The organism is Thiorhodovibrio frisius, from assembly GCF_033954835.1.
GTDB classification, from domain to species: Bacteria; Pseudomonadota; Gammaproteobacteria; order Chromatiales; family Chromatiaceae; genus Thiorhodovibrio; species Thiorhodovibrio frisius.
Map to the genome: position 1 here is coordinate 343,832 of NZ_CP121471.1, position 14,134 is coordinate 357,965.

Here is a 14,134-nt window from a genome sequence, read left to right on the forward strand (position 1 = left end):
CGGCTGTTGGATCTCCCTGGTTACCACGTGCTCTCAATGTAAGGCTCGATACGGCCTCGGACCCCGGGGAGTCTCCATGCCACTGACCTTGACGCGACATGGAGTGTTGCCTGCCGGGGGGACAAACCCGTCGGCACTCTCCGACAAATTCTTTTCGGGGCTCTACACCTTCAGGGGCGGCTTCACCCGCTACCTTTGCACCTCGCCTGTTTTCATGCCTACGCACCGACGCGTCAGTTACCCTTCGCGCCGTAAGGCTTGATACCGGGCTCGCGGCTCACGATTACCCGGGCGGGACTCTAACCCGCTAGAGCACGCGGCCTTGCCAGGCCGCACGGAGAGTAAGCCGGGAACTTGTCCGCGTTTAGGTCAAGGTTTGTTTTCTCTGTTTCCGCCTGGTTTCCCGGCGGTGCCACAATATTATGACCGTGCGCAGCTTCGTTACCCGGCTCCTCGCAGAACCGGACTTGGAGTGTTACACCATCCGGCTCCCAGTTCAGGTCATTCACCAAGGAATGGGCTGTCTCAACCCATCAACACAGAAAGCCCTCCTTCCATCAGACCACCCATGTTTCTCGCGCTTGGCTCCATTGGTGTGAATCGCATCGGCTCTCGTTTTCACGCGCAGAGTCCTCTCGGTGTAGGGGCGTGTTAGACCAATGCAATCTCCCAAACCGCCACTCCTTTGCTCGACCCGCATTACCGGGCGTCATCGCTCATACGAGTGGCTCCGACTTCCAGCAACCACCGCCGATGTCCTCGTTGATTAGACTTGTTCATCGGTGCCCACCTCCCGCAGACCGGCTGTTGGATCTCCCTGGTTACCACGTGCTCTCAATGTAAGGCTCGATACGGCCTCGGACCCCGGGGAGTCTCCATGTGTTAGCTCTCAATTTAGTCCACCGGCAATTTTCCAAACTGTATCGAGACGAAAAGACAGACATTTGCCGCTTTGATCCACCCGGTGAAAAAAAGGGAGCAGATGGAAGAGCCCGAGACGCTCACCAGGGCACGGACGGACCCTGATCGACGAAGAGCGGACAACAAAAAAGGCCGGGGTGCGACGCACGCCCGGCCCGGGTTGATGGAGCGGTGGGCCGTATCACCCGCCGCCGGTTGAGGGTTCAGAACGGCATCGGATCATCAAAGCCGAACAGATCCAACTGCTCGCCCGGTTCCTCCCCAACAAACCACGTCTGTAACTGATGGTGGTAACGCGCCTCGACGAGGTGGGTCAGCTCGCACAGCAAGGTATAGACCGCTGCCGCCTGCTCCCCAGTCCAATGGCTTGGCAAGGTCACGGACAAGGATTCCGATTCGTGCCGCGCACTCATGGCCCCACCTCCTCACGTGCCAGCTGCACGTGATCAATGCTCACCGTGCGCGCCTTCTCGCTCGCCGCGCTGATCAACGCATAATGCGCCAGCCGATTGAGCTTGCGTGGCATCCCCTGAGTCGCCTGAAACAAAGCCTCCACCGCCGCCGGCTCGAACACCTCAAGCTCACATCCCGCCAAGCGCAGGCGATGGGTCAAATACCCAGGCACCTCCTCGCGCGTCAGGCCGCTCAAGTGATGACGCACCACAACGCGCTGCGCCAACGACTCATGCACCGCCATCGCCAAGCGCCGGCGCAACTCCGTCAGTCCCACCAGCAGTAGACACAAGCGATTCTCCGCATCCATGCGGTAATTGGTCAGCAAGCGCAAATCCTCCAAGACATCATTGCGCAAGTGATGCGCCTCATCGACGATCAGCACCGGGCACTGCCTCGCCTCCAGGGTCAAACGCGAAATCTCCGTGCGAATCACCCGAAAGGCCGCCGCGCGATTGCGCTCCGTCGGCAGTCCCAACTCCCAGGCCACCGACTTGTACATATCCATCACATTACCCGTCGAGAGCGGCACATAGAACACCCGATACAAGCCCGGATGCAGCTCCGCCGCCACCTTGCGGCACACCGTGGTTTTCCCCGATCCCGCCTCGCCGGTGACCAGGCCAATGCCGCGCAACTCGAGCAAGTGCTTCAACCGCGCCTCGGCCTCGGCCAGGGAACTGGAGGCAAAGAGCGCATCCGGCTCCGGCGTGACATCAAAGGGAAAAGCCGTGAGTGCGAAATGCTTCTGATACATCAGCGCACCTCCCCGTCATCGGGTAGCTCACGCAGGCGCAGCGCCGAGGGCGCTGGCTCCGCCGCCGGGGTGTCGCTGTGCAGGGTCGAGGACGGACGCTCACGACGGACAAAACAATTGGCATAGGTCTGCACCGGACGCGCCACTTCGATGCGTTTGCCGTGATGGCACACCTGCACCCCACGCTCCGGCGGCGCCTCGGGATCGAAGCGCAAGGTCACCGTCTCTCCCACCAAGAGCGCATCGACCTCATAGACCACCCCGTTGAGACTCACGGTACGATCCTTCTGCACCTTGCGCTGGGCCTCGAACAAAAACACATCGGCCAGATCCAAGGACGGCTCGGGATAACGCAGCGCCTCGGCGCTTTGCGCCCACCGCTCCAGCGGTGTGAGCCCCTCCAGGGCGCGATGGGGACTGAGGTGATACTCCCCCTCGACCCAGGTCGCCAGCCGGCGATTGAGCGCCTCCAGGCTGGCGGTATCCTCCGAGGTCAGCCGGGTGAGCAACTGCGCCCGTACCGTCTTGAACCAACGCTCGATCTTGCCCTTGCCCTGAGGGCGATAGGGACGGGCGTGAATCAAGGCGATCCCCAGCTTGGCGCACACCAGCGCCAACTGCTGGGAGCGGTAATTGGCGCCATTGTCGACATACAGCCGAGCCGGCAGCCCGCGCTTGGCCACCGCCGTTTTCAGCACCGGCAAGAACGCCCGCGTATTCTCCGAAAGCGCGAAGGCCGCATGCGGGATCACCCGGGTGGCGTCATCGATGAAGGCGATCAAATAGGTCTTGCGCTTCACTCGCCCGCCCACCACCACGCTGGGGCCGTGCATCACATCGCTCATCCACAGCTCCCCGGCCTGGGCAAAGGCGAAACGGCGCCGGTCCTGATCGACCGGCGTCTCCTTGGGTGGCTCCATCAACCCATGGCGGGCGAGCAGCCGATGCACGGTCGAGGGCGGCAGGGGCAGTGCCTCGGGCACCTCGGGGCGCTCACGGGCTGCGCGGATGACCAGCTGGACGGAGAGTTTCGGGTTGGCCTCCTTGATCGCCAGCAGCGTCTCCACCACCTCGGCTGGCAAGCGCCGGGATTGGCCGCGATCAGCGCGTGGCTTGGGTAACAGGGCATCAAAGCCACCGCGGCGATAGGCCTTGAGCCAATCACGGATGGTCTCGGCCGCCACCCGGGTGCGTTGGCTGCCGGGGATGACATAGTCACGCGCGGCTTTCTGCTCAATCAGCGCATACAGCCCCTTGTGGCCCTCGGGAAAATGCACGAGCTCGCCAATCACCTGGTGGCGAAACAAGGCGATCTGCTGGCGCCGTTCGGCGTCGGAATCACAATCAGTCATGGGTCGGTTCCTCACAGCGCAGGCCCAGTGCCTGCCCTTGCGACCCTAACGATTCTTCCCCGGGGGGTCCGCCCCCGTCGGGTGTTGGCGGGCGGCGCGCCGCCCGCCAACCACCCGATGCCGGGGACGGAATCCGAGCGGGGCGGGAAGTTGTTGCAACCAAGGCTCGGCGATCCCGCGCAGCACCACCAGCACACCACAGCCGTCAAGGAGCCCGAGCGTGAGGGCAAAGGCGCTCAGGGTGGCGGCACAGTCAGCGAAACGCTCCGGGAGCAGACCTTTGAGCAGATGCAGGGCCAGGCGCACGGCACCGACTCGGCGTCCCACCCAGCGCTGCACGCCCGGGAGCTCAATGTCCGGGCGCAACTGTTCGCAGGCGACGGCTTGGCTGGGGGCGTTCTCCACCGCCTTGACCACGTCCTCGACCTCGCTGAGCTGACCGGTGAGCTGCGCGGCATAGCAGTCCGGCAGCAGGCTGAAGGTGCGATGGCCCTCCGGGCAGTAGTAGCGGCAAATCAGCGTTCCCGGCGGGGAGATACGTGCGTAGGTGCCATGACGGGCGAAGTGGCAGCCACCCTGGGGATGCAAGGGACAGCGCTTGAGCGTTGTCTGCTCCCAGCCTTTGGCGCTAACGTACTCCTCGCCGGTGCCTCGGTATGCAAAGCGCAGTTGCACCGGCCTCCGGCCCGTCCAGCGGTGAACTGGACGGGCCACTTCTGTTGCAGTGATCCCTCTGCTCAGTGTGGCGCATCCGCGCGCACTTGCCCGGGCGGGGAAGGCTGTGAGAAAGCGCGTGGCCCAGGCGCGCCGCTTTGCTCCACCGGTTCGCCGTTTCACCGGTGGTGCAGTGGGGGGAATTTCCGGCGGTGGTTCGTGGATAGAGGAGAGAAACTACACCTGGGACGGCGCCATCGCAAAGGCTGTCGATGTAATGACAAGGCTCTATGCCGCAGCTTCGCCTCGGCTGAAGAACACGGAAAATTAGCGAACATCTCCGCTCTCGGCAAACAAGCGCGCAGGCTGGAGGAACTGACAGAGGAATTTTCTGACCCAAAGAGAACCGCTCCCAAGATCGCAGAAATCCTCGCCACCCTAGAATCACTCGGCCTGCTGCAACTTGAGGGCGGGCGCTACCGGCTCGCGCGCTAAAGGGCGATTACGACCTTTGCTTTCCGATCATCGATCTTTATCAGAATGACCTTGACCATCGTCTTCCACAATTACATGCAGCGGCTTGACAGGTAGGTTTGCATGGATCAACAACCCATTCGTCGCGTGATTGGGCGTCGGCAGGAACGTCCGGTCGGCAAGCTAGGCGCGCCAACACCGGCTGCACAGAGGTGGTCTGAGACCATGGCCGTGCGGGAAACGCGGGTTCCCAAGGGTATTTTCCGCTATGCCACAATGGAAGAGGCAAATGCGGACTGGGAGCGATGGCATGCTGAGCTGGTGGCGGAAATGGCTAGGAAAAGACGCGGGCCGGGCGAGTGAGAGCAGTCCTGATGCTGGCGGTGACAATGATCTTGAATATACACGCCCCGCGACATGGCAGGATGTCATCACGACGGTGCGGCTGCTCAACCGCGCTGGAGTTCGCTACATCCTAGTCGGCGGCTATGCCTTGGCTGCCCACGGCTACGTGCGTATGACGACGGATATCGATATCGCGGTCGCGCCTGATCCGGGCAATTCCGCTCGCTGGGTTGCGGCACTTGCCGAATTACCGGATGGTGTGTGTGCTGCCATGGCTGGCGAAGCGGATCCGTTCGATGGCGACCATCTGCACGCCATTCGCTTGAACGATTCGTTTACGATGGATCTTCTGCCAGGAGTTCGCCGACTTGGGGGGTGACTTGGGGGGGGTGACTTGAGGGCGAACTTGGGGGCGGCGGTCACCGTATCCTGGATCATCCTCAGGATAAAGGCGACGAAGGGCGCGCATCAGTCCGCGACTCCCGCCAGTGCCAGCCCAAAGCGCACCTGTCCGGCGGTTTTCTCGCGCAGCCATGACCATCCGGAAGGCAGGTTGGGGAAGGGCTCGCGGGCATCGGTTTCGAGATAGATACGCGCGCCGGCTGCCAGCCAGGGGCGGGTGCTGAGTGCGTCCAGGCTGGCCGGGAGCAGATGTTCGGCGAAGGGTGGGTCGAGAAAGACGATGTCGAAGGGTGTTGGGTTGACGGTTGCCAGCCAGTGCAAGCTGTCGGCTGCATGGATGCACGCATTTTCCGCTGCCAGGGTTCTCGCATTGGATTGCAGTTGACGTGCTACGGCGGCATTGCGCTCTAGCATCACCACCTGCGCGGCACCGCGTGACAGAGCCTCGAAGCCCAGGGCGCCGCTGCCGGCGAAGGCATCCAGGCAGCGACTGCCGGCGATGACGGGTTGCAGCCAGTTAAACAGGGTTTCGCGGGTGCGCTCAGCAGTGGGGCGCAGGCCGGGTTGATCAGGAATGGGCAGGCGGCGGCCGCCGAAGCGACCGCCAATCAGGCGTAGTTTGCCCGTTGGAGACTTGCGCCCTGGTGTCCGCTTAGAGGTTGCCAGCGTTGGTTTCCGTGTTTTCAGGGCTTGGAGTTTGCTCAGGGGCGACCTGCGTTTCTTCGGTCTCGGGCTGGCCAACCATCACAATCTGCAATTGATCGGGCTTCACCCGGCGGGCAAAGGCATCGCGGATCTGCTCTCGGGTGACGGCGCGAACGCGCTCGTTGAAGCGTTCCAGGTGATCGAGCGGCAGATTGTAGAAGCCCATGACCGCCAGGTAGGAGACGATCTTGCCGTTGCTTGCGATGCGCAGCGGAAAGCCGCCGGTGATGTTTTTGACCGCATCGGCGAGCTGCTCTTCACTCGGGCCTTCGCTGACATACTGTCGCAGCGTATCCAGCAGCACCCTGCGCGCCTGCTCGGCCTGAGCGTTCTTGGTTTGCAGGCCGAGCACAAAGGGCCCAGGCTGCGCCAGCGGCAGAAAGTAGCTATAAACGCTGTAGGACAGGCCGCGTTTCTCGCGCACTTGTTCCATCAATAGAGACACCAGCCCGCTGCCACCAAGAATATGGTTGCCGACATAGAGCGGGAAATAATCCGGATCACCGCGCTTCATGCCGGGCAGGCCAGCGTAGAGATGTGTCTGGCTGGATGGGAAATTGATGGTCTGGATCTGGCCCTGGTCGAGACCCGCCACCGGCGGCAGCGGCGGCGGTGCCTTGCCTGTTGGCAGGCCAGAGCTGATCGCCTCGGCGATGGCCTCGGCCTGAGCGCGATCAATGGCGCCCACCATGGCGATGGTCGCACCGCTCGCGCGATAGTAATCCTGGTGGAAGCGCTTGAAGTCCTCTTGCTCGAGTTGTTCGACGCTCTCTGCCGTGCCGGATGGATCGCTGGCGTAGGGATGATCGCCAAAGACGGCACGATAGAGTGCCTTGCTGCCAACGGTGCCAGGGTCCTGCTCGGCCTGACGCAGGGCGGTCAGACGGTTGCGGCGCATGCGCTCGACATCCTCTGGGGCAAAGCGTGGCCTGCTCAGGACCTGCGTCAGGGTCTCGACAGCGGTCTCGAGCGTCGGCGGATCAGTCAGGGTGCGCAGGCTGGCGGTGGTCATGTCGCGATCCGTGCTGGCGCTGAGCTGGGCACCGATGGACTCGACCCGCTTGGCGATGGTGTCGGCATCCCAGTCGCCGGCGCCCTGGGTGAGCAGGCTGGCGGTCAGGGAGGCGATGCCCGGGCGGGCGCCATCGCGTCCGCTACCGGCATCGAGGGCGACGCGAATGTCGAGGATCGGCAGGTCGGGGGCCTCGACAAAGAGCACCTTGGCACCAGCGTCGGTCTGCCAGGCCTGGATCTCCGGTGCTGCCAGCGCGGCTTGGGTCGAGACCAGCAGAGCGAGCAGGGCGCCGGCGACGGGCAAGCGTTGTAACATTTTAGCGAACATGACCTTGCCCTCCTTGGATCGGCGAGGCGCTTGCCTGTTGGTCAGCTCCGTCGAGCGGGAGAGGGTCCAGTTCGGCGCGAGTGCGGTTGTCGGGGCGGATGTATTCGCGGGCGACGGCCTGAATCTGCTCAGGCGTCACGGCGGCCAGATGGGCGACGTAATCATCGGCCAGTTCCCAACCCAGGCCGACACTCTCGAGCTGACCGAGCAGCATGGCCTGGTAGAAGACCGAGTCCTTCTCGTAGATTTTGCCGGCAATCAGGCCGGTGCGAATCCGCTCAAGTTCTTCGGCACTGACTGGCTCCTCGCGCAGCTGCTCGATTTCCGTCAGCATGGCCTTTTCCAGCTCGGCGATACTCTTGCCCTTGGCCGGAGTGCCGTCGAACAGCAGCATGCCGGACAGGCGCCCGAAGGCACTGTAGCTGGCATCAACCGCCGCTGCGACCTGCTGACCGCGCACCAGGTTGCGACTAAAACGTGAGCTGGCGCCGTCGTCGAGCACGGCGGTCAGCATCTCCAGCGCATAGGCCTTCCAGGCAAGCTCGCTGTCCGGACCAAGATCGCGCAGCGCCGGGGTTTTGTAGCCAAACAGTAGGTAGGGCTCCTTGGCTGGTGCGGCAACGGTCAAGGTCTTGGCGCCAAGCTGTTCGGGCTCGGTGCGCGGTTTGAGTGCGGCGATGGGCTCTGGCTGTAAGGGGCCGAAGTGCTTCTCGGCTAGGGCAAAGACCGCCTCCGGCTCGACATCCCCGACCACCACCAGGGTGGCATTGTTGGGCGCATACCAGAGCCGGTACCAGGCGCGCAGATCCTCGACTTGAACGGATTCCAGATCGCTCGCCCAGCCGATCACCGGGATGCGATAGGGCGAGGCATCATAGGCGGTGGCATTGAAGCGCTCGAAGGTCAGGGACTCGGGGTCATCGTCGGTGCGCAGGCGGCGCTCTTCCTTGACCACCTCCAGTTCTTTCAAGAACTCTTCTTCCGGCAGTGCCAGTCGGCGCATGCGCTCGGCCTCCAGCTCAAAAGAAATCTCCAGCCGGTCCGCAGCCATCGTCTGGAAATAGGCCGTGTAGTCGCGGCTAGTAAATGCGTTCTCATCGCCGCCATTGGCCGCGATGATGCGCGAGAACTCGCCTGGGGCCAGATTCTCCGTCCCTTTAAACATCATGTGCTCAAGCAGGTGGGAGATGCCGGTAATGCCGCCGTGCTCAAAGCTGGAGCCGACCTTGTACCAGACTTGAGAGGTGACAATGGGCGCGCGTCTGTCCGGCTTGACCAGTATCTTCAATCCGTTATCCAGGACTCTCTCGAACACTTGCTCAGCCCCCGGGGACGACTCAGCCGCTGCGGGTGAGGGCTTGACGGTAGCCGCGTTGTCCGCCGGCGCAGGGCTTGCGCTCGCGCCGAGCGACAGGGAGCTGGCGAGTAGCCCAAGCAAGAGATGTCTGGGGTAAGAAATTGGAATCTTCATAGCACTCTGGCGAAGCTCCTTGGCGGCAGTCAGGTTAAGCAGGCAGTTTGGATGAAATGTCCGCTTCAGTATGGGGACAGGATCAGGGAAACTCCAGGTATTCCCGGCGGACATGGACTTTCGGCTTGGTTCGGGCCGGGCAGCGGGACCGGACTCGCTCGGCGCCTTCTGCTAGCATACTGGGGCATCAAGATAGTGTCTGGAGCCGGCAGCGCGGGCCAAAGCGCGCGCGCTGCGTTCCAGACGGCCCCCAGTTTGCCGGAAACACGCACAAGCCATGTTTGGATTTGGGAAAAAGAAACACAAGCAGGATCAAGCCGCGCATGAATCGGCGCTGCAAGCGGCCGCCGAGGCCAGGGCCAAGGCCGCAGCTGATCATGGCGCCCTGTCCGGGCTCGAAGCAGGGCGTGCAGCCGATACCACCCGGCCCGGTGCGTCCTTTCCACTGCCGACTGCCCGCACGGCCGCCCAAGCCGCCAGCCCGCCGGTTGCAACCAAAGCGACCAGGCCAAAACCCGCGCCCTCCCGCCAGGCAACACCGGCCGATTTAGCGCCTGCTGATTCGGCACCGGTTGATTTAGCACCGGCTCGGCCGGCACCCGTCCCTTCAGCGTCTGTCCCTTCAGCAACAGGGCGGTCGCAGCCAGCCGGCTCGATTCCTGTGGGCAAGGGCCAGGCCGCAGCCGAGCAGGATGCCGACAAGGGCAAGTCAGACGCCAAAGGCGGCAAGAAGGGCGGTTTTTTTGCCCGCCTGCGCGGCCAGGGCAGCGATCACCCAGGTGAGGGGGTGACGACGGATGACGGGGCTGCCGGCAAACCCAAGCGCAAGAGACCAATGCCAGTCAAGCCGCCGGCGGCTGCGCAGAGGCGGGTAGAAACGCCGTCGCTGGCGCCAGCTACAGTCGCAGTATCAAAGCAGACCAGGCCAGTCGCACCGATGCCGACACCGACGCCGACACCGGGGCCTGATTCCAAGCCCGAAACCGAACTCGCAACCGAGTCCGGACCTGAATCCGAAGCCACCCGCGCCAGCCTGCTTGCGGCTGCCGCAGCGGAGGCAGAAGCGGCCGCCGCCGAGGAGCGTCGTGGCATGCTCGCGCGGCTGAAAACCGGGCTCAGCCGCACCCGCGCCATCCTCAATGCCGATATCGGCGATCTGGTCAGCGGTCGCAAGGAAATCGACGAGGACCTGCTCGAGGAACTCGAAACCCTGCTGCTGACCGCCGATGTCGGCGTGCCCGCCACCACCCGCATCATCGAGGACCTATCCGGCCGCGTGCGCCGGCATGAGTTGTCCAAGCCCGCGGCCCTGGTCGCCGCCTTGCGCGCGGAGCTGAACACTATTCTCAGCGCCAGTGCCGCCCCGGTGCGCCAGCCCGCGCCTGGGCGCCCGCAGGTCATCCTTATGGTCGGCGTCAATGGCGTGGGCAAGACCACCACCATCGGCAAGCTGGCCAAAAAGCTCCAGGCCGAGGGCAACTCCATCATGCTCGCCGCAGGCGACACCTTCCGCGCTGCGGCGGTCGAACAACTCCAGACTTGGGGTGAGCGCAACCAGGTGCCGGTGATCAGCCAGGGTAAGGGCGCGGATTCGGCCTCGGTGATTTACGATGCCCTGCAAGCCGCGACCGCGCGCGGCATCGATGTGCTGATCGCCGACACCGCCGGGCGACTGCACACCAAAAGCAACCTGATGGAGGAACTCAAGAAGATCGCCCGGGTCATGCGAAAGATCGACCCGGAAGCGCCGCACGAGGTGATGTTGGTCGTGGACGCGACGACCGGCCAGAACGCCCTGCATCAAGCGCAAGAGTTCCACCGCGCCATCCCGCTGACCGGCATCGCCCTGACCAAGCTCGATGGCACCGCCAAGGGCGGTATTCTGTTCGCGCTGGCTGATCAGGTGCGCATCCCCATCCGCTTCATCGGCATGGGTGAACAGATCGACGACCTGCGCTATTTTGAGCCGGATGAATTTCTCAATGCGCTGTTATCGCCTTAGGATGCTTGAGCGGTGGACCAGTCGCAGGGGCGAATTGATTCGCCCTATGGCGGCGCTTGCGCGAGTGGTCAGTTGCTCGGTGTTCATGTTCTCTGCATCCCCGCAGCATCTGCCTTTAGGGGGCAAACAGCCATGATTCGCTTTGAGCGTGTGTGGAAAAGGTTCCCGGAACGTGGCGATGCACTCAAGGATTTGAGCTTCGAGTTGGCCAGTGGCGAGATGGCCTTTCTGACCGGCCACTCGGGCGCCGGCAAGAGCACCCTGCTGCGGCTGATCGGCCTGATGGATCGTCCGAGCCGCGGGCAGATTCTGGTCAATCGGATGAATATCAGCGAATTGCCAGCGCGCAAATTGCCCTACTACCGCCGCCAGATCGGCATGATTTTTCAGGATCACCGGCTACTACAAAATCGCACGGTGTTTGACAATGTCGCCCTGCCGCTGATCGTCTCTGGCATGACGCGCAAGGAAATCGGCAAGCGGGTGCGCGCGGCACTCGATCAGGTCGGCCTGCTGCGTTTTGAGCGCGCACTGCCCATCACCCTGTCCGGCGGTGAACAGCAGCGCGTTGGCATCGCCCGCGCCGTGGTGGCGCGCCCGCCGGTGATTCTGGCCGACGAGCCCACAGGCAATCTGGACCCGGACCTGTCGCGCGAGATTTTTGGTCTGTTTGAGCGTTTTCACGATGTCGGCGTCACCCTGCTAATCGCCACGCACAACATCGACATTGTCAGCTTCATGCAGCACCGCATCATCCGCCTGCATGAGGGGCGGTTGGACGCAGACAGTGGTGGCAGCTGGTGAAACCCCGATGAAACAGCGCATGCGCCGTCAGCGGCGCCCGTTCTCCGCCCGTTTCGAGGCCTGGCTCGCACATCATCGCGAAAGTGCGCTGGTGACCTTGCTGCGGCTGGCTGCCGCGCCTTTTGCGGCTGGCATGACAGTCGCCGCCATGGCAGTGGCCCTGATGTTGCCGGCCTCGCTCTACGTGCTGACCGGAAACCTCAAGGTGCTTGGCGGCTACTGGGACGGCTCGGCGGCCATTTCCGTCTTTCTCGAGCCCGGTGTCGATGAAGCGGCGGCCCAGGCGCTCGCGCGACAATGGCAGGCGCGCAGCGATATCGCCCGCGTAGGCGTGATCACGCGCGAGCAGGGCCTGGCAGAGTTTCGCGAATACAGCGGCCTGGGAGCGGCGCTCGATCAGCTCACTGAGAACCCCTTGCCGGTAGTGATTTCGGTGTTTCCGGCACCGCAGCTGAGCGGAAAAAAGGCGCTCGAGCAGCTCGTGGCCGGGCTCGAGCAACTCACCGACGTCAATTTCACCCGGCTGGATACCGAGTGGGCGCATCGCCTGCAAGCGCTGGTGGAACTCCTAGAGCGCGCGCTCTGGCTGCTCAGTCTGGCGCTGGCGCTCGGGGTGTTGCTGGTAGTGGGCAACACCATCCGACTGGAAATCGAGAATCGACGCGATGAAATCGAAGTGATGCACCTGGTGGGGGCCACCACCGGCTTTATTCGTCGGCCGTTTCTCTACAGCGGAGCCTGGTACGGGCTGCTAAGCGGTCTGGCCGCCTGGGGGATGGTGTGGCTGATGGTCCTGGCCATGCAAGTCCCGGCAGACCGACTGGCGGAGAGCTATCAGAGTGTCTTTCTGCTGCACGCGCTCGACCCCCTGGCCTCGCTGGTGCTGGTTGGCGGTGGCACGGCGCTTGGCATTCTCGGCAGCTGGTTTGCCGTCGGTCGTCATCTCGGCGCCATGCAGCCGTCGCGCTGAGGCGACGGCTTGCCCTGGCTGGGGATGGGGCTAGATGGGGCTGAATTGAATGCGCCAGAGGTCAGGCGGCCTTGTTGGTGCTCGACTTGCTGCTGGCGGACGCTTTGCCCGTATCCTTCGCGGCTGGCTTTTCGGCGGTGGTCTCTTTCTTAGCCGGTTTCTTAACATCACCTTTGGATTTGTCGCCGGTGGATTTATCGCCGGCCTTATCGCCCGCATCGACGACATTCTTGCGGCCATCCTTTTTAAAATCCGTTTCATACCAGCCGGAGCCTTTCAGTCGAAAGGCAGCGGCGGAAATTTTCTTTTTCAGCGCCGATGCGCCACATTCCGGACAGTCGGTCAGCGGCGCAGCACTGATTTTTTGTAGGGCGTCCATCTCATGGCCGCAGGCTTCGCAACGGTATTCGTAAATGGGCATGGTCGGGGTCCTCGGTTTAACGCAAAGTTTAACCCGCGCAATATGGGGTTGTGGCGCGCTAAACGCAAGTGGAACTGACGTGATTTTTTCACCAAGTCCGCCCGGCGACAGCCGAGCCTGCGACTTTTTCAGGAGATGCCTTGAATGGACGAGATTGAACCGCGCCGGGTGCTTATCACTGGCTGCTCCAGCGGAATTGGGCGCGCCTGCGCCTTGGGGCTGCTCGAGCGCGGCTATCAGGTGGTTGCCAGCGCGCGTCGGGCTGCGGATGTGGCGGCGCTCAAACAGGCCGGATTGCCAGCGGTGCGCATTGATCTGGCGGACTCAGACAGCATCGCCAGCGGTCTTGATGCGGCGCTGCAACTCACCAATGGGCGCCTGGATGCGCTCTTTAACAACGGCGCCTTTGGCCTGCCGGGCGCGGTGGAAGATCTAACCCCCGAGGCGCTGCGCGCCCAGTTCGAGACCAACCTTTTCGGCTGGCACGACCTCACCCGGCGGGTCATCCCGCTGATGCGCGCCCAGGGCAGTGGTCGCATCATTCAAAACAGTTCGGTGCTTGGGCTGGTGGCGCTGCCGTTTCGCGGTGCTTATGTGGCAAGCAAGTTCGCGCTCGAGGGGCTAACCGATACCCTGCGTCTGGAGCTGGCCGGCAGCGGCATTCAGGTAATTCTGATTGAGCCCGGCCCCATCGAGAGCCGCTTTCGGGAGAATGCCAGGGCGGCATTTCAGACCTATGTCGATCCTGCGGGCAGCCCCCATGCCGAGGCTTACCAATGCATGGCCGAGCGTTTGGAGCAGGAGGGTGCAGTGCAGCCTTTCACTCTGCCAGCCGATGCGGTGATGAAAAAGCTCATCCTGGCACTCGAGAGCCCAACACCCAAGGCCCGCTATGCGGTCACCCTGCCAACCCATCTGCTCGGTGCATTGCGGCGCCTGTTGCCCACTTGGGCACTCGACGCTCTGCTGCGCAAGGTGAGCCGGGGCGGGCGGGGTTGATCCACGAGACCGCACTTGCTCTGCGTCGACAGCGACGCTGTAAATGTGGCTTGAGGGCGAAG

At 63.2% G+C, this 14,134-nt stretch carries 13 protein-coding genes; 5 read left to right on the forward strand and 8 right to left on the reverse strand.

Annotation, left to right across the window (positions count from 1 at the left end; genetic code table 11):
* Positions 1-1,124: 1,124 nt before the first annotated feature.
* Genes Thiofri_RS01860 through Thiofri_RS01875 form a run of 4 tightly spaced genes read right to left on the reverse strand, consistent with a single transcriptional unit; the run spans position 1,125 to position 4,158 of the window.
* Complete coding sequence (locus tag Thiofri_RS01860) at positions 1,125-1,334, reverse strand: hypothetical protein (protein WP_009149578.1); 210 nt, start codon at positions 1,332-1,334, stop codon at positions 1,125-1,127.
* Positions 1,331-2,131: an ExeA family protein gene (locus Thiofri_RS01865; RefSeq protein WP_009150109.1), complete on the reverse strand. Its 801-nt coding sequence runs from the start codon at positions 2,129-2,131 to the stop codon at positions 1,331-1,333. The genes Thiofri_RS01860 and Thiofri_RS01865 overlap by 4 nt, the downstream gene beginning before the upstream one ends.
* The gene (locus Thiofri_RS01870; protein ID WP_009150108.1) at positions 2,131-3,483 is read right to left on the reverse strand and encodes a DDE-type integrase/transposase/recombinase; all 1,353 of its coding nucleotides are present in this window, start codon (positions 3,481-3,483) and stop codon (positions 2,131-2,133) included. Before Thiofri_RS01870 ends, Thiofri_RS01865 begins: the two co-directional genes overlap by 1 nt.
* 45 nt (positions 3,484-3,528) lie before the next feature.
* A complete protein-coding gene (locus tag Thiofri_RS01875) occupies positions 3,529-4,158 on the reverse strand; it encodes a hypothetical protein (RefSeq protein ID WP_009150107.1) in 630 nt (209 codons plus the stop codon).
* A gap of 763 nt (positions 4,159-4,921) precedes the next feature.
* On the opposite strand from Thiofri_RS01875, the gene Thiofri_RS01880 reads away from it, so the two are divergent.
* Positions 4,922-5,335, forward strand: a complete 414-nt coding sequence (locus tag Thiofri_RS01880; protein ID WP_009150105.1) for a protein of unknown function (DUF1814) — start codon at positions 4,922-4,924, stop codon at positions 5,333-5,335.
* An 89-nt stretch (positions 5,336-5,424) separates the two neighbouring features.
* Here Thiofri_RS01880 and rsmD read toward each other — a convergent pair whose 3' ends face one another.
* The 3 genes from rsmD to Thiofri_RS01895 are packed head-to-tail and all read right to left on the reverse strand — an operon-like array spanning position 5,425 to position 8,990.
* Positions 5,425-5,967 carry a 16S rRNA (guanine(966)-N(2))-methyltransferase RsmD gene (rsmD, locus tag Thiofri_RS01885; RefSeq protein ID WP_009150104.1) on the reverse strand — a complete coding sequence of 181 codons (543 nt, stop codon included), beginning with the start codon at positions 5,965-5,967 and terminating at the stop codon, positions 5,425-5,427.
* Positions 5,968-6,010: 43 nt separating this feature from the next.
* Positions 6,011-7,405, reverse strand: coding sequence for a M16 family metallopeptidase (locus tag Thiofri_RS01890; protein ID WP_009150103.1), 1,395 nt, complete (start codon positions 7,403-7,405; stop codon positions 6,011-6,013).
* Entirely contained in the window at positions 7,395-8,990 is a 1,596-nt protein-coding gene (locus tag Thiofri_RS01895) for a M16 family metallopeptidase (protein WP_009150102.1), read from the reverse strand. Before Thiofri_RS01895 ends, Thiofri_RS01890 begins: the two co-directional genes overlap by 11 nt.
* A gap of 163 nt (positions 8,991-9,153) precedes the next feature.
* On the opposite strand from Thiofri_RS01895, the gene ftsY reads away from it, so the two are divergent.
* The 3 genes from ftsY to ftsX all read left to right on the forward strand — a co-directional run bounded on the left by ftsY (position 9,154) and on the right by ftsX (position 12,652).
* Complete coding sequence (ftsY, locus tag Thiofri_RS24675) at positions 9,154-10,878, forward strand: signal recognition particle-docking protein FtsY (RefSeq protein WP_009150101.1); 1,725 nt, start codon at positions 9,154-9,156, stop codon at positions 10,876-10,878.
* Positions 10,879-11,010: 132 nt separating this feature from the next.
* Positions 11,011-11,682: a cell division ATP-binding protein FtsE gene (ftsE, locus tag Thiofri_RS01905; protein ID WP_009150100.1), complete on the forward strand. Its 672-nt coding sequence runs from the start codon at positions 11,011-11,013 to the stop codon at positions 11,680-11,682.
* 7 nt (positions 11,683-11,689) lie between these two features.
* The gene (gene ftsX, locus Thiofri_RS01910; protein ID WP_051024013.1) at positions 11,690-12,652 is read left to right on the forward strand and encodes a permease-like cell division protein FtsX; all 963 of its coding nucleotides are present in this window, start codon (positions 11,690-11,692) and stop codon (positions 12,650-12,652) included.
* 61 nt (positions 12,653-12,713) lie between these two features.
* Here the strand turns inward: ftsX and Thiofri_RS01915 are convergent, their stop codons facing one another.
* Positions 12,714-13,073 (reverse strand): FmdB family zinc ribbon protein, encoded by a 360-nt coding sequence (locus Thiofri_RS01915; protein WP_009150098.1) that lies wholly within the window; start codon positions 13,071-13,073, stop codon positions 12,714-12,716.
* Between the two features lie 144 nt (positions 13,074-13,217).
* On the opposite strand from Thiofri_RS01915, the gene Thiofri_RS01920 reads away from it, so the two are divergent.
* A complete protein-coding gene (locus Thiofri_RS01920; RefSeq protein ID WP_009150097.1) occupies positions 13,218-14,072 on the forward strand; it encodes an SDR family NAD(P)-dependent oxidoreductase in 855 nt (284 codons plus the stop codon).
* The last annotated feature ends 62 nt before the right edge of the window (positions 14,073-14,134 follow it).

Coding starts and splice junctions, on each gene's coding strand:
- Thiofri_RS01860 (WP_009149578.1), bottom strand. CDS start 1,334: ATGAGTGCGCGGCACGAATCGGAATCCTTGTCCGTGACCTTGCCAAGC.
- Thiofri_RS01865 (WP_009150109.1), bottom strand. CDS start 2,131: ATGTATCAGAAGCATTTCGCACTCACGGCTTTTCCCTTTGATGTCACG.
- Thiofri_RS01870 (WP_009150108.1), bottom strand. CDS start 3,483: ATGACTGATTGTGATTCCGACGCCGAACGGCGCCAGCAGATCGCCTTG.
- Thiofri_RS01880 (WP_009150105.1), top strand. CDS start 4,922: ATGCTGAGCTGGTGGCGGAAATGGCTAGGAAAAGACGCGGGCCGGGCG.
- Thiofri_RS01890 (WP_009150103.1), bottom strand. CDS start 7,405: ATGTTCGCTAAAATGTTACAACGCTTGCCCGTCGCCGGCGCCCTGCTC.
- Thiofri_RS01895 (WP_009150102.1), bottom strand. CDS start 8,990: ATGTCCGCCGGGAATACCTGGAGTTTCCCTGATCCTGTCCCCATACTG.
- ftsY (WP_009150101.1), top strand. CDS start 9,154: ATGTTTGGATTTGGGAAAAAGAAACACAAGCAGGATCAAGCCGCGCAT.
- ftsE (WP_009150100.1), top strand. CDS start 11,011: ATGATTCGCTTTGAGCGTGTGTGGAAAAGGTTCCCGGAACGTGGCGAT.
- ftsX (WP_051024013.1), top strand. CDS start 11,690: ATGAAACAGCGCATGCGCCGTCAGCGGCGCCCGTTCTCCGCCCGTTTC.
- Thiofri_RS01915 (WP_009150098.1), bottom strand. CDS start 13,073: ATGCCCATTTACGAATACCGTTGCGAAGCCTGCGGCCATGAGATGGAC.
- Thiofri_RS01920 (WP_009150097.1), top strand. CDS start 13,218: ATGGACGAGATTGAACCGCGCCGGGTGCTTATCACTGGCTGCTCCAGC.